The sequence below is a fragment of the Streptomyces sp. NPDC006197 genome, assembly GCF_040613865.1.
Lineage (GTDB): Bacteria > Actinomycetota > Actinomycetes > Streptomycetales > Streptomycetaceae > Streptomyces.
In genome coordinates this window covers 1-21,190 of sequence record NZ_JBEXSZ010000141.1, presented here as the reverse complement: position 1 = coordinate 21,190, position 21,190 = coordinate 1, and the positions used below count along the sequence as shown (strand labels likewise).

20 protein-coding genes are annotated in these 21,190 nt (G+C 72.8%); 6 read left to right on the top strand and 14 right to left on the bottom strand.

The genetic code is table 11. From position 1 onward, the window contains the following. Nucleotides 1-100: 100 nt before the first annotated feature. The 12 genes from ABZ318_RS31905 to ABZ318_RS31850 all read right to left on the bottom strand — a co-directional run bounded on the left by ABZ318_RS31905 (nucleotide 101) and on the right by ABZ318_RS31850 (nucleotide 13,015). Nucleotides 101-1,201, bottom strand: a complete 1,101-nt coding sequence (locus ABZ318_RS31905; protein ID WP_356905917.1) for a polyprenyl synthetase family protein — start codon at nucleotides 1,199-1,201, stop codon at nucleotides 101-103. Further along, on the bottom strand, nucleotides 1,198-2,571 hold the full coding sequence (gene hpnE / locus ABZ318_RS31900) for a hydroxysqualene dehydroxylase HpnE (RefSeq protein WP_356905921.1): 1,374 nt from the start codon (nucleotides 2,569-2,571) through the stop codon (nucleotides 1,198-1,200). Before hpnE ends, ABZ318_RS31905 begins: the two co-directional genes overlap by 4 nt. A 484-nt stretch (nucleotides 2,572-3,055) precedes the next feature. After that, the gene (gene hpnD, locus ABZ318_RS31895) at nucleotides 3,056-4,006 is read right to left on the bottom strand and encodes a presqualene diphosphate synthase HpnD (RefSeq protein WP_356905916.1); all 951 of its coding nucleotides are present in this window, start codon (nucleotides 4,004-4,006) and stop codon (nucleotides 3,056-3,058) included. Beyond that, entirely contained in the window at nucleotides 4,003-4,914 is a 912-nt protein-coding gene (gene hpnC / locus ABZ318_RS31890; protein ID WP_356905915.1) for a squalene synthase HpnC, read from the bottom strand. The genes hpnD and hpnC overlap by 4 nt, the downstream gene beginning before the upstream one ends. A gap of 312 nt (nucleotides 4,915-5,226) precedes the next feature. Further along, complete coding sequence (locus tag ABZ318_RS31885) at nucleotides 5,227-5,874, bottom strand: TetR/AcrR family transcriptional regulator (RefSeq protein WP_356905914.1); 648 nt, start codon at nucleotides 5,872-5,874, stop codon at nucleotides 5,227-5,229. Nucleotides 5,875-5,993: 119 nt separating this feature from the next. Further along, entirely contained in the window at nucleotides 5,994-6,779 is a 786-nt protein-coding gene (locus ABZ318_RS31880; protein ID WP_356905913.1) for an ABC transporter ATP-binding protein, read from the bottom strand. Then, nucleotides 6,772-7,704, bottom strand: a complete 933-nt coding sequence (locus tag ABZ318_RS31875; protein WP_356905912.1) for an ABC transporter permease — start codon at nucleotides 7,702-7,704, stop codon at nucleotides 6,772-6,774. The genes ABZ318_RS31880 and ABZ318_RS31875 overlap by 8 nt, the downstream gene beginning before the upstream one ends. A 51-nt stretch (nucleotides 7,705-7,755) precedes the next feature. Then, nucleotides 7,756-8,601: a glycosyltransferase gene (locus ABZ318_RS31870; protein WP_356905920.1), complete on the bottom strand. Its 846-nt coding sequence runs from the start codon at nucleotides 8,599-8,601 to the stop codon at nucleotides 7,756-7,758. A gap of 47 nt (nucleotides 8,602-8,648) precedes the next feature. Then, nucleotides 8,649-9,428 (bottom strand): CDP-alcohol phosphatidyltransferase family protein, encoded by a 780-nt coding sequence (locus ABZ318_RS31865; protein WP_356905911.1) that lies wholly within the window; start codon nucleotides 9,426-9,428, stop codon nucleotides 8,649-8,651. Beyond that, on the bottom strand, nucleotides 9,406-10,467 hold the full coding sequence (locus ABZ318_RS31860; RefSeq protein WP_356905910.1) for an iron-containing alcohol dehydrogenase family protein: 1,062 nt from the start codon (nucleotides 10,465-10,467) through the stop codon (nucleotides 9,406-9,408). The genes ABZ318_RS31865 and ABZ318_RS31860 overlap by 23 nt, the downstream gene beginning before the upstream one ends. After that, a complete protein-coding gene (locus ABZ318_RS31855; protein WP_093873165.1) occupies nucleotides 10,455-11,192 on the bottom strand; it encodes a phosphocholine cytidylyltransferase family protein in 738 nt (245 codons plus the stop codon). Before ABZ318_RS31855 ends, ABZ318_RS31860 begins: the two co-directional genes overlap by 13 nt. Next, nucleotides 11,189-13,015, bottom strand: coding sequence for a DUF5941 domain-containing protein (locus tag ABZ318_RS31850; RefSeq protein WP_356905919.1), 1,827 nt, complete (start codon nucleotides 13,013-13,015; stop codon nucleotides 11,189-11,191). Before ABZ318_RS31850 ends, ABZ318_RS31855 begins: the two co-directional genes overlap by 4 nt. A 387-nt stretch (nucleotides 13,016-13,402) precedes the next feature. Here ABZ318_RS31850 and ABZ318_RS31845 point away from each other — a divergent pair, with 387 nt between their 5' ends. The 3 genes from ABZ318_RS31845 to idi all read left to right on the top strand — a co-directional run bounded on the left by ABZ318_RS31845 (nucleotide 13,403) and on the right by idi (nucleotide 16,563). Further along, entirely contained in the window at nucleotides 13,403-14,344 is a 942-nt protein-coding gene (locus ABZ318_RS31845; protein WP_356905909.1) for a cation diffusion facilitator family transporter, read from the top strand. Nucleotides 14,345-14,542: 198 nt separating this feature from the next. Beyond that, the gene (locus tag ABZ318_RS31840; protein WP_356905908.1) at nucleotides 14,543-15,790 is read left to right on the top strand and encodes a bifunctional class I SAM-dependent methyltransferase/N-acetyltransferase; all 1,248 of its coding nucleotides are present in this window, start codon (nucleotides 14,543-14,545) and stop codon (nucleotides 15,788-15,790) included. Between the two features lie 152 nt (nucleotides 15,791-15,942). Further along, nucleotides 15,943-16,563, top strand: a complete 621-nt coding sequence (idi, locus tag ABZ318_RS31835; RefSeq protein WP_356905907.1) for an isopentenyl-diphosphate Delta-isomerase — start codon at nucleotides 15,943-15,945, stop codon at nucleotides 16,561-16,563. Between the two features lie 116 nt (nucleotides 16,564-16,679). On the opposite strand, the gene ABZ318_RS31830 is transcribed toward idi, so the two are convergent. Both ABZ318_RS31830 and ABZ318_RS31825 read right to left on the bottom strand, forming a co-directional pair. Continuing rightward, on the bottom strand, nucleotides 16,680-17,132 hold the full coding sequence (locus ABZ318_RS31830) for an ATP-binding protein (RefSeq protein ID WP_356905918.1): 453 nt from the start codon (nucleotides 17,130-17,132) through the stop codon (nucleotides 16,680-16,682). A 130-nt stretch (nucleotides 17,133-17,262) separates the two neighbouring features. Then, a complete protein-coding gene (locus ABZ318_RS31825; RefSeq protein WP_356905906.1) occupies nucleotides 17,263-17,928 on the bottom strand; it encodes a DUF308 domain-containing protein in 666 nt (221 codons plus the stop codon). A 66-nt stretch (nucleotides 17,929-17,994) separates the two neighbouring features. On the opposite strand from ABZ318_RS31825, the gene ABZ318_RS31820 reads away from it, so the two are divergent. The 3 genes from ABZ318_RS31820 to ABZ318_RS31810 form a co-directional block, all read left to right on the top strand. After that, nucleotides 17,995-18,738: an enoyl-CoA hydratase/isomerase family protein gene (locus tag ABZ318_RS31820; protein ID WP_356905905.1), complete on the top strand. Its 744-nt coding sequence runs from the start codon at nucleotides 17,995-17,997 to the stop codon at nucleotides 18,736-18,738. A 180-nt stretch (nucleotides 18,739-18,918) separates the two neighbouring features. After that, nucleotides 18,919-19,785, top strand: a complete 867-nt coding sequence (locus ABZ318_RS31815) for a hypothetical protein (RefSeq protein WP_356905904.1) — start codon at nucleotides 18,919-18,921, stop codon at nucleotides 19,783-19,785. Between the two features lie 109 nt (nucleotides 19,786-19,894). Then, nucleotides 19,895-21,190, top strand: a 1,296-nt coding sequence (locus tag ABZ318_RS31810) for a Tex-like N-terminal domain-containing protein (RefSeq protein WP_356905903.1), incomplete at its 3' end; no start/stop codon positions are given.

Here is a 21,190-nt window from a genome sequence, read left to right as displayed (position 1 = left end):
GAAGGTGCCGGCGTGGGCGCCCGGTTCCCAGGCGTCGAGTTCCGGCCTGTAGACGATGACCGCGAGCGGGAACCGCGAACTCATATCAGGGTGATGGTGATCATCTCTTCCGTACGACCACGAAATCGGCCAGTGCGGTGAGCTGCGCCCGCACGCGGGCTGGCATGTCCACCTCGTTCAGGGCCTCGATCGCGACGGCGTGCTGGCGGCGGGCCTCCTGGGAGGTCCACTCGCGTCCTCCGGCCTCCTCGATGAGGGCCGCGCGGGCGGCGAACTCCTCCTCGGAGAAGGTGTCGAAGTCGATGGACTTGGCGTCCGCGGCGAGCAGCTCGCCGAGCCGCTCGGAGGCCGGGCCGCCCGCGGCGAGGGCGGCGACGACCGGGAGGGACTTCTTGCGCTGGCGCAGGTCGCTCCAGGTCTGCTTGCCGGTGGCCTCCGGGTCGCCCCAGATGCCGAGCAGGTCGTCGACGGCCTGGAAGGCGAGGCCGAGGTGGTAGCCGTACTCCTCCAGCTTGTCGGCGGTGCGGTCGTCGGCCCCGCCGAGGACGGCGCCGATGGAGACCGCGCAGGCGAGCAGGGCGCCCGTCTTGTTGCCCTCCATCTCCAGGCACTCCTCGACGGTGACCCGCTCGCGGTGCTCGTAGGAGATGTCCTGGGCCTGCCCGTCGATGAGCTTGCGGCTGGCCGTGGTCAGCCGGCGGGTGGCGCGGCCGGCCTCGACGGTGCCGAGTTCGAGCAGGATCTCGTTGGCCAGCGCGAAGAGGGCGTCGCCGACGAGGATCGCCTGCGCGGGGCCGTGCACCTTCCACACCGTGTCGCGGTGGCGGCGCTGCTCGTCGCCGTCCATCAGGTCGTCGTGGAGCAGCGAGAAGTTGTGCACGAGCTCCACGGCGACGGCGCCGGGGATCCCGACCTCGGGCGCGGCGCCCGCGGCCTCGGCCGACAGCAGGGCGAGCGCCGGGCGGACGGCCTTGCCGCTGTCGGCGTCCGTGGGGTTGCCCTGGGCGTCGATCCAGCCGAAGTGGTAGGCGGCCACGGTGTCCATGGGCGGCGCGAGGCGGTCGACGGCCGCCCGCAGTACGGGGGTGGACAGGGTCCGCCCCCGCTCCAGCAGTGCGGACACGTCCGCGGTGTCGACGGCCGGATGCCCCGGCTGCGCTGTCGGCACGGTCTCTCCTCTTGTTCCGGTACTCACACTCATACCGCCTCCTGCAGCGGATGGTCATGGCGGCGGCCGAGGGCGGAGAGCGCGGCGCCCGCGGCGCTGAATCCGCTGCGGACGGCACCCTCCATGGTCGCGGGCCAGCCGGTGGCGGTCCAGGCCCCGGCCAGGTACAGCCCCGGGGCCCTGGTGCGGGCGCCGGGCCGGAGCCGGCCGACGCCCGGGGTGGGGGCGAACGTGGCCGTCCGCTCCCTGGTGACGAAGAAGTCGCGGATCCCGGCGCCGCGGGCGGCGGGCAGGAGCCGCTCCAGCTCGGGGAGGTACTTCGCGCGCAGGGCGGCGACGGGTTCGTCGATCTCGTCCTGGGCGGCGGACTGGGAGACGGCGAGGTACTGGCCCACCCGTCGCCCACCACCACCCTTGTCCGAGGGCCCTTCGGGCCCGCCCCTCAGGAGTCCTGAGGAGTCGGTGCGGTCGAAGACCCACTGCACCGGGGAGCCGAGCGTGGTGAAGAAGGGCTGCTTCAGCACCTTGCGGTCGTAGACGACGTGCAGGTTGAGGATGGGGGCGGTGGCGATGTCGAGGAGCCGGTCGGGGTCGTCGAGGGCGCCTTCGGGGAGCAGGCCGTGGGTCTCCTGCTGCGGGACGGCGAGGACGACGGCGTCGGCCTCGATCCGCTCCCCCGGTACGTCGACGGTCCAACGTCCGTCGTCGGTACGGGAGATCCGCTCGGCCTTGGTGCGGAGCAGGGTGCGGACGCCGAGGGCGTCGAGCTCCTTCGCGGCCCGGGTGTCGTGGAGTTCGCCGAGCGGGACGTGGGCCCAGCCGATGTCGGCGGCGCCGGGCTCGGAGAGGAGCCCGGTCTTGAAGACCATCGCGGCGAGCCCCATGGAGGCCTGGGGGGCGGGGGCGTTGAGGGTGGGGATGCCGACGAGGTCCCAGAGGGCCTCGACGGCCCGCGGGGACTGTCCGTGCCGGCCGAGCCAGGTGGCGAAGTCGATGCCGTCGAGCGCCGGGTCGGCGGGGTCGAGCTTCTTCAGGGCGAGCGCGGCCCGGCCGACGGAGGCGCGCTCGGCGAGGGAGAGGTGCGGGTACGTGGCGAGGCTGCGCGCGAGGTGCAGCGGTACGGGGAGGTCGTCGCGGCGGATCCGGCCGAGCCGGGGGCCGCGGGGGTGCCCGACGTCGAGGACGGGGACGTCGAGGCGGTCCTGGAGGGGGGCGAGCCGGGCGCCGTCGACCCGGTCGAGGAACCAGCGGTAGGCGGTGCAGCAGCGCAGGTAGACGTGCTGGCCGTTGTCGACGGTCAGGTCGCCCCGGCGGAAGGAGAAGGCGAGGCCGCCGAGCCGGGGCCGGCCTTCGAGCAGGGTGACGTGGACGCCGCCCTCGGCGAGCCGGAGCGCGGCGGTGATCCCGGCGAGCCCGCCCCCGACGACGACGGCCCGGGGCTGCGCCCCCCCGCCGCTCCCGAACCCGCCGGAAGCACCCGCACCCGACCCGGATCGAAGGACCGCCCCGGCACCGGAGACCCGATCGGCACCGGACGCCCTGTCCGTGCCCGAGGCCCTGTCCGTGCCCGAGGCCCCTGCGGCGCTCGCGCCCGACCCGGCACGAGCGACCGACCCGGTGCCAGAGGCCCGGTCGGCGCCGGAAGCCCGGTCGGTGCCGGGGGCCGGTGTGGCGCTCGTGTCCGGTTCGGGGCGCGAGGTCGGGCCGGTGCCGGAGGTAGGTTCGGCGGCCGCCGTGGGCGTGCCCGGCGGGGTGTTGCGTTCGGTTCCTTCGGGGGTCACGCGGCCTCCGTTCGGGTCGTCGTCGCGGTCGGGTTCGGGGGTGCCTCGGGCAGGGACGCCGGGGCGGCGCCCGGGGTTGCCCGGAGGGCGGGGGCGCAGGGGCGCATCAGGCACGCCTCCTGACGGTGCGCCGGGCGATGTTGCGGGTGTCGAGGCCGGAGAGGCCGCGCACCGCGACGTACGCCTTCTCGCGGCCCGGCAGCGAGACGCGGCCGCGCAGGACGGCCTCGGGGTCGCGCTCGATCCGGTCGAGGAGCCGCCGGTAGATGCCGGCCATGGCGGCGACGCAGGCGCCGCTGCGCCGGTCGAGCATCGGGAGGAGCCGGTAGCCCTCGGCGAACAGGGCGCGGGCGCGTCGCACTTCGAAGTGGACGAGGCCGGCGAAGTCGGCCCCGGGTGCCGGGGTCCCGCTGCCGAAGCCGTCTCCGCAGCCGAACTTGGCGAGGTCGTCGGCGGGCAGGTAGGTGCGCCCGTTCCCGGCGTCCTCGCGTACGTCCCTGAGGATGTTGGTGAGTTGGAGCGCGAGGCCCAGGGTGTCGGCGTACTCGGGTGCCCGGTCGGCGCCCTGGGCGCCGGGCTGGGTGCCGAAGACGCCGAGGGAGAGCCGGCCGATCGCGCCGGCGACGCAGCGGCAGTAGACCTTGAGGTCGCCCCAGGTCTCGTAGGTCGCGCCGCGCACGTCCATGAGGACGCCGTCGATGAGCTCGTCGAGGCCGTCGAGCGGGATCGGGAAGCGGCGGGCGGAGTCGGCGAGGGCGACGGCGACGGGGTCGGTGTCGTCCTCCTCGACCAGGCCCTTGCGGATGCGGTCGAGGACGTCGCGGGTGGCTTCGAGCCGTTCCCGCTTGTCCTCGGGCGCGAGCGTGCCGTCGCCGATGTCGTCGACGCGCCGCGAGAAGGCGTACAGCGCGGACATCGCCTGTCGCTTCTCGGCCGGGAGCAGCCGGATCCCGTAGGCGAAGTTGCGGGCCTGCTGTCCGGTGACCGCCTCGCAGTAGCTGTAGGCGGCCTGGACCGGTGCGGACGGCTGGTGCTGGGCCTCCACCGTCGTGCTCACCCCTCTCTCCGCGCCCGGAGCAGAACCGCTCCCGCCTGGCGCATCAGGCTCGGCTTGGTGGCCTTCGGTGGGCCGGTCAGCACGTCGTACCCGGCGTCGGTGATCGCGTCGAGCGCCGCGAGTCCTCCGCCGGTGAAGCCGGCGAGGAGGAGGCGGAGCCGTCCGTGGACGCTGCCGACGAGCGGGGCGCCCGCGTGGAGGAGCGCGCGGGCCCGCTCGGCCTCGAAGGCGATCAGGGCCCGCACGGAGGCGCCCGCGGTGGGCGCGGCGAGGTCGCGCTCGGTGACGTGGAAGCGCCTCAGGTCCTCGGCGGGCAGGTAGATCCGGTCGCGGGCGAGGTCCTCGGCGACGTCCTGGAGGTGCTCGACGATCTGCAGGGCGGTGCAGATCTCGTCGGAGCGCCGGATCCGCTCGGGGGTGTCGGTGCCGGTGAGGGCGAGGACGAGCCGGCCGACGGGGTTGGCGGAGAGCTCGCAGTACGCGAGGAGGTCGTCGTACGTCTCGTAGCGGCGGACCAGCTGGTCCTGCCGGTTGGCGGCGATCAGGCCGAGGAAGGGCGCGGGGGTGAGTCCGCGGCGCCGGACGGTCGGCTGGAGGGCGCGCAGCAGGGGGTGGTGCGGGGTGGAGTCGAAGACCCGCCGGAGGTCGGCCTGCAGGGCGTCGAGGAGGGCGACCCGGTCGTCCGCGGCCTCGGGGCCGACGCCGAGGTGGCGGGCGTCGGCGGCGCCGGGGGCGAGGTCGCCGTCCCCGATGTCGTCGACGAGCCGGGCGAATCCGTAGACGGCCATGAGGTCGTCGCGCCAGGCGCGGGGCAGGAAGAAGGGGGCCACGGGGAAGTTCTCGTCCGCGGCCTTGCCGAGTGTGGTGCGCGAGGAGGCGTCGGTGCGCGCCTGCCGGGTCTCCGTCACTGGGCGCTTCCTGACGGAGGGACGGCGAGACCCTCGTGGAGCTGGAGATTCTGCGTCATGGCCGTCACGTCTCCCGTTCTACACTGCCGATCCAATCCATCCTATTTCGGACACGCCGCCGACCCCTGCCCGTAGGTCCGCCACCCGCGGACCCGATGGCCGCGGGTATCGCCCCACTTGCCGCGAAACAGACCGGTCCAGCTTACGTTGTACGACGACCTTCGCCATTCCGGGGTGGCGGACGTCGCGCGCCTCACCCGTACGGGGTTCGCGTCGGCCGTCAACGCACCTGATCCGCAAGGAAGTTCGGAGTCAGTCGGCGGACGCCCCGGAGACCACCATCGCGAGGGTCGCCTCGACGACGACGCTGCGACCCTGTGCGGAGAGACGGCGAAGGGGCCCGTCGACCAGGAGGAGTGACAGTCCGTGCACGGCCGACCACGCCGCGGCGGCGGTGGCGGGACGGACGCCGGGCCGTGCGGTGCCCTGCCGGGTGAGCGCTTCGAGCGCCTCCCTGAGCAGGGCGAACGCGCGGATCTCGGGCTCGGCGGACGGCCGGGCGGGCACGGGCTCGTCCGCGGCGGCGGGGCGGGGGACGCAGAACGCGGCCCGGTAGAGGCCGGGCTGCTCCACGGCGAAGCCGACGTATCCCCGGCAGAGGGCGGTGACCCGGCGCTCGGCGGCGAGGCCGGGGTCGTCGGCGCCGGGCTCGCGGGCGGCAGCCCGCTCCATGGCGGCGGCGAGCTCCCGCCGGGCATGGGTCCGTACGGCACGGAGGAGTTCGCCGCGCCCGTCGAAGTGCCGGTAGGCGGCGGTGGGCGAGACGCCGACCCGGCGGGCCGCCTCGCGCAGGACGACCCGCTCGGGGCCGCCTTCGCCGGCGAGGTCGACGGCCGCGCAGATCAGCGCGTTGCGCAGGTCGCCGTGGTGGTAGGTCTTTCCCGCCGAGGTCGCTGCCATGGACTCATCCTGCCCGAAGTTAACCGCATGAACATTCCAGGTGGGGGCACGACGCGCAGAAACCGGAAGAGCTCCTACCGGATGAAGTGAATCCGGCAGGAGCTCTCGGGCGGCAGGTCTCAGCGCGCGGTCTCGCGCTCGTACGCCTTGAGGACCTCCTCGGTGGGGCCGTCCATCAGGAGCTGCCCCTTCTCCAGCCAGAGCACCCGGTCACAGGTGTCCCGGATGGACTTGTTGCTGTGGCTCACCAGGAAGACCGTGCCGGCCTCCTTGCGGAGCTCGCGGATGCGCTCCTCGGAGCGGATCTGGAACTTGCGGTCACCGGTCGCGAGCGCCTCGTCGATGAGGAGGACGTCGTGGTTCTTGGCCGCCGCGATGGCGAAACGGAGCCGGGCGCCCATGCCGGAGGAGTACGTTCGCATGGGGAGGCTGATGAAGTCGCCCTTCTCGTTGATGCCGGAGAAGTCGACGATGTCCTCGTAGCGGGAGCGCACCTCCTCGCGGCTCATGCCCATGGCGAGGCCGCCCAGGATCACGTTGCGCTCGCCGGTGAGGTCGTTCATGAGGGCCGCGTTGACGCCCAGGAGCGAGGGCTGGCCGTCGGTGTAGACCTTGCCGCTCTCGGTGGGGAGCAGGCCGGCGATGGCACGCAGGAGCGTGGACTTGCCGGAGCCGTTGGTGCCGATGAGGCCGATGGCCTCGCCCCGGTAGGCGGTGAAGGTGACGCCGCGGACGGCGTGGACCTTGCGGACGCCCCGGGAGACCTCGGCCTTGCCCCGGCCGACGATCCGGCTGAGCGCCGCCGTGGCGCTGCCCTTGCCCCCGCCCCCGGTGTGGACCCGGTAGACGATGTGGACGTCGTCGCAGATGACGGTGGGGACGCGGTCCTGGTTCGTGTCAGCCACGGCCGTACCTCTCCTCGGCCTTCCAGAAGTAGACGAAACCGCCGATGCCGAAGACCAGGGCCCAGCCGAGGGCGGTCATCCAGACGTGCGACGGCAGGTTCTCGGCGCCGTAGCCCTCGATGAGGGAGTAGCGGATGAGGTCCATGTAGACCGCCGCCGGGTTGTACATGAGGACGTCGGCGATCCACGCCGGCTTGTCCGCCAGCATGGCCTGGATCGAGAACATCACACCGGACGCGTACATCCAGGTCCGCATGACGAACGGCATCAGCTGGGCGAGGTCGGGCGTCTTGGCGCCCATCCTGGCCATGATCAGAGCCAGTCCGATGTTGAACACGAACTGCAGGAGCAGCGCCGGGACCAGCAGCAGCCAGCGGAGCGAGGGGTAGCTGCCGAAGGAGAGCGCGACCGCCACGAGCACGATCATCGAGAACAGCAGCTGCTGGAGCTGCTGGAGCGAGAAGGAGATGGGCAGCGTGGCGCGCGGGAAGTGCAGGGCCCGGACCAGGCCGAGGTTGCCCGAGATGGCCCGGACGCCCGCCATCACCGAGTTCTGGGTGAAGGTGAACACGAAGATGCCGGTGACCAGGAACGGGATGTAGACGTCCTTGCTCAGGCCCTTTCCGGCCCCGAGGATCAGCCCGAAGATCAGGTAGTACACCAGGGCGTTCAGCAGCGGGGTCGCCACCTGCCACACCTGGCCCAGCTTCGCCTGGCTGTACTGGGCGGTCAGCTTCGCCGAGGAGAAGGCCAGGATGAAGTGGCGACGGCTCCACAGATCGCGGACGTACTCGAACAGGCCGGGCCGGGCGCCGCTGACGGCGAGGCCGTACTTCGCGGCGAGGGCGGCCGGCTCCAGGCCCTCGTCGACGGAGGACGGAGGCGCGCTCGTCGCCACCGCCCCGCCCAGGTGTGTGTCACTCACAGTCGAAACTTTCGTGTTCAAGATGCGCGGCACGTGTGGAGTACCACGATGTCAGACGACCGGGGGGCGACCCAGCCGGGTCAGGCGCCACACCGTACGCCACCTCATGGGGCGGCGCGGTCCGCAGGGGGTCGTCCAGCCCGCGCGGAATCCGCCGAGCCACGCCTTCAGCGCGGGGAGCGAGGGCCGCCGGGCCAGCGTGAGCAGGAGCCAGACGCCGAGATAGACCGGCACCAGGGGCGCGGGCAGATTGCGACGTGCCAGCCACACTCGGTTGCGGGCCACGTTGAAGTGGTACGAGGCGTGCCGGGACGGGGCTGTGGTGGGGTGCAGCAGCACCATGTCGGAACGGTAGTCGATCATCCAGTCGGCGTCGAGCGCGCGCCAGGCGAGGTCGGTCTCCTCGTGCGCGTAGAAGAACTCGTCCGGCAGACCGCCGACTTCGGCGAAGACCTTGGTGCGGACGGCGTTGGCGCCGCCGAGGAAGGTGGTCACCCGCGAGGAGCGCATCGGGTCGGCCGCGCGGAGCCGCGGCACGTGCCGGCGCTGGGTGGCCCCGGTCTCCGGATCGGCGATCCGGAAGCTGATGATGCCGAGGCGCGGGTCGGCGGTGAAGGCCTGCCGGACCAGCTCGGCGGTGTCCCGGTGGGCGAGCAGCCCGTCGTCGTCGAGGAAGAGGAGGACGTCGACGTCGGTGCCGCCGGGGCCGAAGGCCTCGATGCCGACGTTCCGCCCGCCGGGGATGCCGAGGTTCTCGGGCAGGTCGACGGTCCGCACCCAGTCGGGCACCCCGGTGACCGGGGTGCCCTGACCGACGACGACGACCTCGACCGGGTCGCCCTCCTGCGCGGCGACCGAGTCGATGAGCGCGCGCAGGTCGTCGGGGCGGTTGCCCATCGTGATGATGACGGCGCCCACCCTGAGCGGGGTACTCACGGCCGGCCTCACTTCAGCCTGCTGGAGACCATGATCGACACGAGGTGCAGCACGGTCTGGAGCAGGGCGATGCCGGCGAGGACGGCGACACCGAGCCGGGAGAAGAAGAGGTCTCCCCTGGCCTGGTCCGCGATCGCCAGGACCACGACGAGCAGCGAGGCCTCGATGCCGAGGACGAGCCGGTGGAACTTGAGCGCGGCGGCGGCCCGGCGGGCCAGCGCCATGCCGGAGGAGCGCGGCTCGGACGCCGCCTCCTTGACCGGCGGCAGCCCGCCCTGGTGGCGGGCGACGCCGACGAGGTCGGTCTCGGCCTTGATCAGGATGGCACCGAGCGCGGCGAGCGTGCCCAGGAAGGCCCACAGCCAGTCGATCCGGCCCGGGCCCCACAGGTCGGCGGCGCGCAGTCCGAAGCCGACGAGGACGGCCGCGTCGCACAGGTAGGCGCCGACCCGGTCCAGGTAGACACCGGCCAGCGAGTACTGCTTCTTCCAGCGGGCCACCTCGCCGTCGACGCAGTCGAGCAGCAGGTAGAGCTGGACCATGAGCGCGCCGAGCAGCGCCCCCGGGATCCCGGGCACCAGCAGGGCCGGTGCGGCGAGGACGCCCGCGAGCGTCATGACGTACGTCAGCTGGTTCGGCGTGATCCTGGTGCCGACGAGCTGCCGGGTGATCCTGAGCGAGATCTCCCGCATGTAGAGGCGGCCGCCCCAGTGCTCGCCACTCCGCCGGTCCTTCACGCCCGGGGGGTGGACGACCGGGCGGAGCTCAGCTACCGATGGCTTTGGCATAGTCGGCGTACGCGTCCCTGATCTCGTCGTCGGACAGGTCGAGGTGTTCGAGGATGGTGTAGCGGCCCGGTCGGGTCTGCGGGGCGAAGGACACCGCCCGGACGAACTCGTCCGCGGTGAAGCCCATCTCCTCCGGCAGGACGGGCAGCCCGTGCCGGCGCAGGGTCTCGACCATCACGCCGGAGGCGTCCCGCGCACCGCGCAGGTGCATCGCGAAGGCCGCGCCGAGGCCGCACTGCTCGCCGTGGCTGGCCGCCCGCGCCGGGAACAGCAGGTCGAAGGCGTGGCTGATCTCGTGGCAGGCGCCCGAGGAGGGGCGGCTGTCGCCGCTGATGGACATGGCGATGCCGGACATCACCAGGCCCTCGGAGAGGGTGACGAGGAAGTCGTCGTCGCCCACGCCGCCGGGGTGGCGGAGCACGGCCTCGCCGGCGCTGCGGGCCATGGCGGCGGCCAGGCCGTCGACCGGCTCGCCGTTCTCGCGGTGCGAGAGCTCCCAGTCCTCGATGGCGGAGAGGTTGGAGATCGCGTCGCCGATGCCGGAGCGGACGTACCGCACGGGGGCGTCCCGGATCACGTCGAGGTCGATGACCAGCGCGATCGGGGTGGGGACGCCGTACGAACCGCGGCCGTTGTCGTTGTCCAGGGTGGAGATCGGCGAGCAGATCCCGTCGTGCGACAGGTTGGTGGCGATGGCCACCAGCGGCAGCCCGACCCGGGCCGCCGCGTACTTCGTCACGTCGATGATCTTGCCGCCGCCGAGGGCGACCACGGCGTCGTACCGCTTGCCGCGCATGGCGTCGGCGAGCTTCACGGCCTCGTCGATCGTGCCGCCCGAGACCGGGTACCAGTCGGCGCCGGGCAGCTCGGGGGCGAAGTGGTCACGCAGCTTGAGGCCCGAGCCGCCGCTGATGGCGACGGCGATCTTGCCGTTGCTGGAGATCCGCTGGTCCGCGAGGAGCGCGGACAGGTCGTCCAGCGCTCCCCGGCGGATGTCGACGACGACCGGCGAGGGGATCAGCCGGGTCAGTACTGGCACGCGATCTCACGGCCCTTCGCGAGGTCGTCGTGGTTGTCGATCTCGACCCACTTGACGTCGCCGATGGGGGCCACGTCGACGGTGAAGCCGCGGTTGACGAGCTCCTGGTAGCCGTCCTCGTAGTAGAGGTCGGGGTCGCGCTCGAAGGTGGCCTTGAGGGCGTCGGCGAGCTCCTCGGCGGCCTCGGCCTCGATGAGGGTGACGCCGATGTACTCGCCGGTGGCGGTGGCCGGGTCCATGAGCTTGGTGATGCGCTGGACGCCCTTGCCCTCGGCGGTGATGACCTTCATCTCCTCGTCGGCGAGGTTCTTCACCGTGTCGAGGGCGAGGATGATCTTCTGGCCGTTGCCACGGGCGGCGAGCAGGGTCTTCTCGACGGAGACCGGGTGGACGGTGTCGCCGTTGGCGAGGATCACACCGCGCTTGAGCACCTCACGGGCGCACCACAGGGAGTAGGCGTTGTTCCACTCCTCGGCCTTGTCGTTGTCGACGAGGGTGATCTTGAGGCCGTACTCGGCCTCCAGGGCGTCCTTGCGGTCGTAGACGGCCTCCTTGCGGTAGCCGACGACGATCGCGACCTCGGTGAGGCCGATCTCGGCGAAGTTCTTCAGCGTGAGGTCGAGGATGGTGGTGTCACCGTCCACCGGCACGAGGGCCTTCGGAAGGGTGTCGGTGTAGGGGCGCAGACGCCGTCCGGCACCGGCTGCCAGTACGAGGCCGATCATGCTGTTTCTCCTTCGTCGTGAACGGCGGGTGCTCCGGAGGAGACCCAGAAGCGGATGGACTCCACGAGCACCACCAGCGCGACGGCGACCGCGAGCGCGGTCAGTGCCAGGGTGAAGTCGTCGCCGCGGTCCGCCAGCAGGGCGGCGAGGACGGTCACCAGGAGCGTGCGCCCCTCGTGTCCGCCGGTGACGCGCACCAGCCAGGCGGGCGGCGCGCCGGTGCCTCCGCGGATGCGGTACACCGTGTCGTAGTGATGGTAGGCGACGGCCGCGACCAGCCCGAATGCGGCGGGGAGCGCGTGATCCCCGTGGGACTTGGCGGCGAGGACCAGGACCGTGCCGTACTCGGCGGCGCGGAAGACGGGCGGGACGAGCCAGTCGAGGGCGCCCTTGAGGGGGCGGGCGACGGCGCCGCCGGCGAAGCCCGCGTAGAGGACCGCGGCCATGACCGTGAAGGGGCTGCCGAACGGGTCGAGCCAGGCGAAGACGAGCATGAGGGCCGCACCGATCAGCGCGATCACCGACGGCGCCCGGAAGAACGGCCGGACCCCCGGACGCCGGCCCGCCCTGGCGACCAGCTCGGCGATCGGGCCGGAGTCGGTGAGGTCCGCCAGCGCCTGGGCCGCCCGGTCCGTCCGCTTCGCCTTGCGGGTCAGGGAGCGCAGGACGCGGCCCGCCGCGGTGTAGCAGGCGCCGAAGGCGCAGCCGATGATCAGCGCCCAGAAGACGATCCGGGGGGTGGTGGCGGCGGTGAGGACGGCGATCATCGCCCAGCGCTCGCCGATCGGCAGGATGATCATGCGGCGGACCCAGACCGTCCAGCCGACGCTGTCGAGCCGGCTGGAGAGGGCCGCGGTCGGGCTGGTGTTGGCCGTGGCGTCGTGGTTGGCCTCGTTGAAGGAGAAGTCCACCACGTGCCGGCAGGTCATGAGGACCATGGCGCCGAGGGCGAGCGCCCACACGTCGTCGCCGTTGCGGGCGGCACCGAGGGCGAGGCCCGCGTAGAAGGCGTACTCCTTGGCCCGGTCGAAGGTGGCGTCGAGCCAGGCACCCATCGTCGAGTACTTGAGCGCGTAACGGGCGAGCTGCCCGTCGGTGCAGTCGAGGACGAAGGAGACGATGAGGAGGACGCCGGCGGCGATGTAGCCGCCGCGGACGCCGGTGGCCGCGCAGCCGGCCGCGATCAGCGCGGTGAGCAGCGAGGCGGTGGTGACCTGGTTCGGGGTGAGGCCGCGGCGCGCGCACCAGCGGGCGATGTAGCGCGAGTACGGGCTGATGAAGAAGGTGGTGAAGAAGCCGTCGTGCGCCTTGACGGCCGAGCGCAGGCGGACGGCCTCGTCGTCGACGGCGTCGACGGCGGCGCGGGCCTCGTGGCGGGCCTCGGCGTCGGTGGGCACGGTGGCGACGAGGGTGCCGAGCTGGGGCCGGTGGACGGCGACGCCGTCGGCGTCGAGGGCCTCGGCGAGCGAGTCGGTGAGGCCGTGCGCGTCGGTGAGCGTGCCGCTGCCGGTGGCCCCGGCGGTCGTGGTGACCGCTTCCAGGGCGCGGGCGAGCGCGGGGCGGGCCTCCCGCTGCGCGGTGAGCGCGCCGGGGGCGGCGGCCGCGGGGAAGCGGGGGTCGGTCAGGGCGAGGCGCAGCGCGTGCAGGTGACCGACGAACCGGGGGTCGACGAGCGCGACGCGCTCGCCCGCCGGGACGGCGGCCAGCAGGGCGCCGGCCTCCTCGGCGCCGGAGGCGATCCGGACGTCGAAGCCGAGCGACCGCAGATCGCCGTCGAGCGAGGATCCGGGTGCCGGCGGGCCGGTGAGGATGGCGGTCGACAGACGAACTCACTCCTTGGAGCTGACGGAGGGGCCGGCGGGGCCATGGCGGCCCCGGCGCGGCGGTGCGGCCCGGCACCGGGCGGCGACACGTCGGCTGAGGCTATCGGATGAACGGAACCCGATTTCACCGAGGCTTCGCCGACAGGACGCCCCCGGGACCGTCCGTGTCCGTCCGGGTGCGCCGCGTTCCGCGGAGATCATCATGGGTGATCGGCGGCCCGCCCCACAAACCCCGTCCCGGGGGGCCGGTGGCGCGAGCCCTCGCTCCGGTGTCGTCGCAGGTCAGAGCATATGACAACGGTGTTCAGTACCGTGTTGCGGATACCCCCCTCCCGTAGTTCACTTGCGAATCGGGGCACACACTCGACACGACCGGGAGGCCTTGTCATGGGGGCTGGACACGATCACGGGCACAGTCACGGGGGCCCGCCGCCGACGGGCACGGCGGCCGCCGCGTACAAGAGCCGGCTGCGGATCGCACTCGGCATCACGCTCTCCGTGATGGTGATCGAGATCGTCGGCGGTCTGGTCGCCGACTCGCTCGCCCTGATCGCGGACGCGGCGCACATGGCGACCGACGCGGTCGGCCTCGCGATGGCGCTCCTCGCGATCCACTTCGCGAACCGGCCCCCTTCGGGGAACCGCACGTTCGGGTACGCCCGGGCCGAGATCCTGGCCGCGCTCGCCAACTGTCTGCTGCTGCTCGGCGTCGGCGGATACGTGCTGTACGAGGCGGTCCAGCGGTTCATCGAGCCGGCCGAGACCAAGGGCGGCCCGGCGATCGCGTTCGCGGTGATCGGCCTGGTGGCCAACGTGATCTCGCTGTCGCTGCTCATGCGGGGCCAGAAGGAGAGCCTCAACGTGCGCGGGGCGTACCTGGAGGTGCTCGCGGACGCGCTGGGCTCGGTCACCGTGATCGTCGCGGCCGCGATCATCCTGGCGACGGGCTGGCAGTACGCGGACCCGATCGCCTCGATCGCGATCGGTCTGATGATCGTGCCGCGCACGGTCAAGCTGCTGCGCGAGACCCTGGACGTCCTCCTGGAGGCGGCTCCGAAGGGCGTCGACATGGCGGAGGTGCGGGCGCACATCCTGGCCCTGCCGGGCGTCGAGGACGTGCACGACCTGCACGCCTGGACGATCACCTCGGGGATGCCGGTGCTCTCCGCGCACGTGGTCGTCGACCAGGACGCGCTCGACTCGGTCGGGCACGAGAAGATGCTGCACGCCCTGCAGGGCTGTCTGGGCTCGCACTTCGACGTGGAGCACTGCACCTTCCAGCTGGAGCCGGCCGGGCACGCGGAGCACGAGGCGAAGCTCTGCCTCTGAGCGCTCCCCGCTGTTAGTCTGACCGCACGAACGCGTGTGGAGAGGAGCTGAGGTCGATGACCGTCGCGATGGAGGCTGCCCAGTGCGGCAGCGCCCGGTCGTCCCTCAGCCTCCGGGTCTCCGGCTGACCTGATCCCGGTCCTTCCACCGGTACGTCACGTCGTCGGCCGGGGCCCTTTCACCCAAAGGGTTTCCACGTTGTCCGACAACGCCCTGCACGACTCCTTCTTCGCCCTGCACCACGGCCTGCCGCGGCAGGGCCCCGGCTCCGACGCCACCACGCGTCGGCTCCTCGCCCTCTCGGGCCGCCTTCCGGAGCGCCCGCGCGTGCTCGACCTGGGCTGCGGCCCCGGCCGCTCCGCGCTGCTCCTGGCCGCCGAGGCGGGCGCCGAGGTGACCGCCGTCGACACGCACGAACCGTTCCTCGCGGAGCTGCGGGAGACCGCCGCCGCCCGCGGGCTCGACGGCGCGATCCGCACCCTGAACGCCGACATGCGCGCACTGCCGTTCCCCGACGGCTCCTTCGACCTGGTCTGGGCGGAGAGCTCGGTCTTCGTCCTCGGCTTCGACCGGGCGCTGGCCGAATGGCGCCGGCTCCTGGCCCCCGGGGGCACGCTGGTGCTCACCGAGTGCGTCTGGACCACCGAGGAGCCGGGCCCGGCGGCCCGCGCCTTCTGGGAGGAGCACTACACCCTCCGCACCGTCGCCGGGAACGCGGCGGCGGCCGTGGCGGCCGGTTACCACGTCCTGGGGACCGTCCCGCAGCCCGAGAGCGACTGGGACGAGTACTACGTCCCGCTCTCCGCGCACGCCGACGCGGCGGACACCACCGTGCCCGGCATGGCCGAGGCGGTGGCGGGGGCCCGCGCCGAGATCGCGCTGCGGCGCGAGCACGGCTCCGACTACGGGTACGCCGGCTTCGTCCTGCGGGCCGCCGATCCGCGCTGGAAGACCCGACCGGAGGGCGACGGAGACGCCGCCGCCGTGCGGGCGGTCAACACGGGGGCCTTCCCGACTCCGGAGGAGGCCGGACTCGTCGACGCGCTCCGCACCGACACCGGAGCATGGCTGCCGGGCCTGTCGTACGTGGCGGAGGCCCCGGACGGCACGGTCGCCGCGCACGCGCTGATCTCCCGCTGCCATGTGAACGGGGTTCCCGCGGCGGCCCTCGCACCGGTCGCGGTCGCTCCGGAGCACCAGAACGCCGGTGCCGGACAGGCCGTCGTCCGGGCGGTCCTCGACGCGGCCCGGCTGCGGGGAGAGCGACTCGTGCTCGTACTCGGCCATCCGGGGTACTACCCCCGGTTCGGGTTCGTACGGGCGTCCGAGTATGGAATCAAGCCAGGTTTCGAGGTTCCGGACGAGGCGATGATGGCGCTCGTCCTGGACGGTTCGGAGCCCGTTCCCTCAGGCACGATCGCCTATCCGGCGGCTTTCGGGGTCTAGCCGCCCCCTGAAGGGGCGCCGCTCCCGCCGCACCGCTTGTACTCCGGTGCGGTGGGAGCGGCCGCGTCCGGACGCCGGAGTGCGGACAAGCCGCTCTTGTACGGCACACTGTGGGGGCCCCACCGGGCCGAGGACCGATGCGAAGGATGGGTATGCCGACCACACCAGCCACCGCGGCTCAGATCTCGCCGGAGATCACGTCGAACGGTGTCCAGCCGTCCGGAGCCCCGGCGCCGATCATGCTCGAACTGGTCGACGAGGAGGGGAGGACCATCGGCACCGCGGAGAAGCTCGCCGCACACCAGGCGCCGGGGCAGCTCCACCGCGCCTTCTCCGTCTTCCTCTTCGACGAGTCGGGCCGGCTGCTGCTCCAGCGGCGGGCGCTCGGCAAGTACCACTCCCCCGGCGTCTGGTCGAACACCTGCTGCGGCCACCCCTACCCGGGCGAGGCGCCGTTCGCCGCGGCGGCCCGGCGGACCTTCGAGGAGCTGGGCGTCTCGCCGACGCTGCTCGCGGAGGCCGGCACCGTCCGCTACAACCACCCGGACCCGGCCTCGGGCCTGGTGGAGCAGGAGTTCAACCACCTCTTCGTCGGTCTTGTGCAGGCCGCGCCGCGGCCGGACCCGGAGGAGATCGAGTCCACCGACTTCGTGACGGCCGACGAGCTGGCCGAGCGGCATGCCGCCGCGCCCTTCTCCGCCTGGTTCATGACGGTCCTGGACGCGGCGCGGCCGGCGATCAGGGAGCTGACGGGTCCCTCCGGGGGCTGGTGACCCCCGGGGGTGCCTCCCGGCCCCGGTGCCATCGGGGCCGGGGCTTCCGGCCTTGTGTGGCCGGATCCGGACCGGCGGGCCCCGTCGGACGGGTCCCGGGGTCCTGGCGGGCCTCGTCAGACGGGTCCCAGGGGCAGCGCCGCCCAGATGATCTTCCCGCCGCTCGCGGTGTGCTCGACGTCGCAGGCGCCGCCGGACTCCTGGGCGATCTCGCGGACCAGGAGGAGCCCCCGGCCACCGGTCTGCCCCCAGTCCGCCTCCAGGGCCTTGGGACGGTAGGGGTGGTTGTCCTCGACGGACACCCTGACCCACTCGGGGCCGATCGCGACCTCCACCGCTATCTCCGGGGAGAGCAGCGCCGCGTGCCGCACGGCGTTGGTCACCAGCTCGGAGACGATCAGCAGCAGACCGTCCATGATGTCCTCGCGGACGGGGACGCCCTGGCGGACCAGCAGGTCGCGTACGGCGTGCCGGGCCTGCGGGACGGAGACGTCGACCGCTGCAGCGGTGAAGCGCCAGACTCCTTCGTAGGACGGTTGCCGGGCGGGGACACCCCCGTGGGTCTCCACGGTCCCGTTCCCACCCTCGTGCTCGATTCTCGCCACGGATCGAGTCTTGGCAATACGCGCGAGCGGACCGGCCTACTGACCAGAAGTCGACACCTATCGGCCACCTTCTGATCGGCTGAGTATGCCAACGTCAGTTGTTCGACTGATCCTGTGCGGTTTCTGAGGACTCCGGAGGCGGGCCCCCGGCCGGCTCCGACGGCGTCACCATACTGACGATCCGCCTGCCGCCCACCCCGATCGCGATCAGGCCCAGCCCGTCGAAGAGCAGGGCGAGCGAGAAGAAGAGCCCGAGGACGTACCGGCTGCTGTGCGGCCAGTCGAACAGGACCAGCAGGCCGAGCAGCAGCCCGAAGGCACCCTGGAGCAGCGTCCAGCCGAACTGCGGCCCGCGCACCACCACACTGCCCACCAGCCGGAACAGTCCGCCGGTGAGGAAGAGCAGGGCGGCGAACATCGTCAGCGCCTCCGCCGAGCCCTCCGGGTGGCGGATGACCACGCCACCGGCCGCGATGTTCAGGGCGGCCACCACCACGGCGAGCCAGAAGTAGCTGGTGCCGCGCGACTGGATGGCCTGCAGCAGCCCCACCACGCCGCCGACGAGCAGCAGCCAGCCGAAGAGCAGCATCGAGGTCAGGGTGGCGACGCCCGTGTAGACCAGGCCGACGGCGCCGCCGATCACGAGCAGGACGCCGAGCGCGGCAAGCCAGCTGAAGCCGCGGCTGAGCTTCTTCCCCTCGCGCGCCATCTCCCGGACCGGGTCGGGGCCGGCTCGTGTCTCTCGGGCGTCCTCGGCCATGCGCTGCCTCCTCGGAGCGACCCCTTCCTGATCGTACGTTCGGGCCCGGCGGATAGCATCCGGCCCATGGAGCCGCAGCTGAAGGACAGCGTCACGGACGGGATCGCCACCGTCGTCATCTCCAACCCCGCCAAGCGCAACGCCATGAGCGCCGGCATGTGGCGCGCCCTGCCCGCCGTCCTGGAGCGGCTCGCCGCCGACCCGGCCGTCCGGGTGCTGGTCCTCACCGGCGAGGGCGACACCTTCTGCGCCGGGGCGGACATCTCGGCGCTGCGGGAGCCCGGGGACGAGCAGCAGACCCTCGCGGTACGGGCCGAGGAGGCGCTCGCGGCCTTCCCCAAGCCGACCGTCGCGGCGGTGCGGGGCTTCTGCGTCGGCGGCGGCAGCCAGCTCGCCGCCGCCTGCGACCTGCGCTTCGCCGAGGAGGGTGCCCGCTTCGGGATCACGCCCTCGAAGCTCGGCATCGTCTACGCGTCCTCCTCAACCCGCAGACTCACCGCCCTGGTCGGCCCCTCGACCGCCAAGTACCTGCTGTTCTCCGGTGAGTTGATGGAGGCGGAGCGGGCCCTGCGGACCGGGTTCGTGGACGAGCTGCACCCGGCCGGCGCGCTGGACAAGCGGGTGGCCGAGTTCGCCCGGCTGCTCGCCTCCCGCTCGCTGCTCACCCAGGCGGCGGCCAAGGAGTTCGCCGACGGCCGTCTGGACCGGGACGCCCACTGGGCGGAGCAGGCACGCGGCAGCGGTGACACCGCCGAAGGCGTCGCCGCGTTCCTGGAGCGCCGCGCGCCCCGCTTCACGTACGGCCTCTGAGGGCACGCGCTCCCCGCACGGGGCCGCGCCGCCGGGAGGGCGGGCCCACGAGGACGGCGCCTCCGTCCCTGAGGGGTTCCGGCGCCCACGGCGCCGCGGAACCGTCTTTCCACGCTCCCGCGCCCGCTCGGCGCCGTCCGGCTGTTCCCGTCGTACCGACCAGTCGGTAACGTTCGGTCCATGACGACTGCTCTTCCCCCGCGTGCGGGCCGCCAGTGCCACAACGCCCTCAACCCGATCCATTCCACGCTGTACTTCTCGCCGGACCTGGACCGGGAGTTCACCGCCCTCGGCTTCGCCGACCAGAGCGCGATGCGGCTCGCCGCGCGGAGTGCCGCCCTCGGCGCGGTGGGCGCGGGCACGGTCGCCGCGACCTTCTACAACTACAACCACGAGTTCCTCTCCGGGCACCTCCCGGCCGTCTGGGAGACCGCCTCCCCCGCCCAGGTCCTGGACGCCCGGCTGCGCACCGCCGACGCCACCCTGCGGCGGCTGCTCGGCGACGACGTCGTCACCTCCCCCGAGATGGCCGAGGCGGCGGAGCTCGCCCTGCGCGCCACCGAGGCCTGCACCCGGCACGCCCGGCCGCTCTACTCGGCCAACGCCGACCTGCCGGTGCCCGAGCAGCCCCACCTCGCCTACTGGTACGCCGCCACCCTGCTCCGCGAGCACCGCGGCGACGGCCACCTCTCGGCCCTGCTCGCCGCCGGGCTCGACCCCGTCGAGGCCCTCGCCTCCCACACCGCCACCGGCAAGGGAATGTCCCCGCGCTGGATCCTCGGCACGCGCGGCTGGCGGAGCGCCGACTGGGAGGCGGCGAGGGAGCGGCTGCGCGAGCGCGGGCTCCTCGACGCCGAGGGCGAGCTGACGGAGGCGGGGACGGCCCTGCGCGCCGAGCTGGAGGAGCACACCGACCGGCTGGACTCCGCCCCGTACGAGCACCTCGGTGCGGCCGGGATCGAGCGCCTCACCGAGCTGGGACGCGGCTTCCTGGTCGCGGCGGTCGGCGCGGGCGCCTTCCCGGCGGACCTGCTCGGCAAGGGCTGACCCGGCGGGACGGGGACGCGCGCGGGACGGGTCGGTTACCGCATACGGGTGACCGACCCGGCAGAATGCACTCGCAAGCTTGAGGCACGAGAAGGCGAGTCGGGACACCGTGACGACGTCCATCGAAGCAAGGATCGCCGAGGAGCTCGGCGTACGCGAGCGACAGGTGAGGGCAGCCGTCGAGCTCCTCGACGGCGGTTCGACCGTGCCGTTCATCGCGCGCTACCGCAAGGAAGCGACCGAGATGCTCGACGACGCGCAGCTGCGCACCCTGGAGGAGCGGCTGCGCTATCTCCGCGAGCTGGAGGACCGCCGGTCGGCGATCCTCGACTCGGTGCGCGAGCAGGGCAAGCTGACGGCCGAACTGGAGGCGAGCATCCGGGCGGCCGACACCAAGGCGCGCCTGGAGGACATCTACCTGCCCTTCAAGCCGAAGCGCCGGACGAAGGCCCAGATCGCCCGCGAGGCCGGGCTCGAACCGCTGGCCGAGGGGCTGCTCGCCGATCCGTCCGTCGAGCCGGCGGCCGCCGCCGCGGCCTTCGTGGACGCCGGCAAGGGCGTCGCGGACGCCGCCGCGGCCCTGGAGGGCGCGCGGGCGATCCTCGCCGAGAAGTTCTCCGAGGACGCCGACCTCATCGGTGAGCTGCGCGAGCGCATGTGGGGCCGCGGCCGGCTCGTGGCGAAGGTCCGCGAGGGGCAGGAGGAGGCCGGAGCGAAGTTCGCCGACTACTTCGACTTCGCCGAGCCCTTCACGGCGCTGCCCTCGCACCGCGTGCTCGCCATGCTGCGCGGCGAGAAGGAGGACGTCCTCAGCCTGGAGCTGGAGCCGGAGGAGCCCACGGAGGGGCCCTCCTCGTACGAGGGGATCGTCGCGAGCCGCTTCGGCGTCGCCGACCGCGGCCGTCCCGGGGACAAGTGGCTCCAGGACACGGTCCGCTGGGCCTGGCGGACCCGGATCCTGGTGCACCTCGGGATCGACCTGCGGCTGCGGCTGCGCACGGCCGCCGAGGACGAGGCGGTCCGGGTCTTCGCGGCGAACCTGCGGGACCTGCTGCTCGCCGCGCCGGCCGGCACCCGGGCGACGCTGGGGCTCGACCCCGGTTTCCGCACGGGCGTGAAGGTCGCCGTCGTCGACGCGACCGGCAAGGTCGTCGCCACCGACACGATCTACCCCCACGTCCCCGCCAACAAGTGGGACCAGGCGCTGGAGAAGCTGGCGCGTCTGGCGAAGGAGCACGCGGTCGAGCTGATCGCGATCGGCAACGGCACGGCCTCCCGCGAGACCGACAAGCTGGCGGCCGAACTCCTCGCCAAGCACCCCGAGTTGAAGCTGACCAAGGTGATGGTCTCGGAGGCCGGCGCCTCGGTCTACTCGGCCTCCGCCTTCGCCTCGCAGGAACTCCCG

Coding starts and splice junctions, on each gene's coding strand:
- ABZ318_RS31905 (WP_356905917.1), bottom strand. CDS start 1,201: ATGAGTGTGAGTACCGGAACAAGAGGAGAGACCGTGCCGACAGCGCAG.
- ABZ318_RS31885 (WP_356905914.1), bottom strand. CDS start 5,874: ATGGCAGCGACCTCGGCGGGAAAGACCTACCACCACGGCGACCTGCGC.
- ABZ318_RS31870 (WP_356905920.1), bottom strand. CDS start 8,601: ATGGGCAACCGCCCCGACGACCTGCGCGCGCTCATCGACTCGGTCGCC.
- ABZ318_RS31865 (WP_356905911.1), bottom strand. CDS start 9,428: ATGCCAAAGCCATCGGTAGCTGAGCTCCGCCCGGTCGTCCACCCCCCG.
- ABZ318_RS31855 (WP_093873165.1), bottom strand. CDS start 11,192: ATGATCGGCCTCGTACTGGCAGCCGGTGCCGGACGGCGTCTGCGCCCC.
- ABZ318_RS31845 (WP_356905909.1), top strand. CDS start 13,403: ATGGGGGCTGGACACGATCACGGGCACAGTCACGGGGGCCCGCCGCCG.
- idi (WP_356905907.1), top strand. CDS start 15,943: ATGCCGACCACACCAGCCACCGCGGCTCAGATCTCGCCGGAGATCACG.
- ABZ318_RS31825 (WP_356905906.1), bottom strand. CDS start 17,928: ATGGCCGAGGACGCCCGAGAGACACGAGCCGGCCCCGACCCGGTCCGG.
- ABZ318_RS31820 (WP_356905905.1), top strand. CDS start 17,995: ATGGAGCCGCAGCTGAAGGACAGCGTCACGGACGGGATCGCCACCGTC.
- ABZ318_RS31815 (WP_356905904.1), top strand. CDS start 18,919: ATGACGACTGCTCTTCCCCCGCGTGCGGGCCGCCAGTGCCACAACGCC.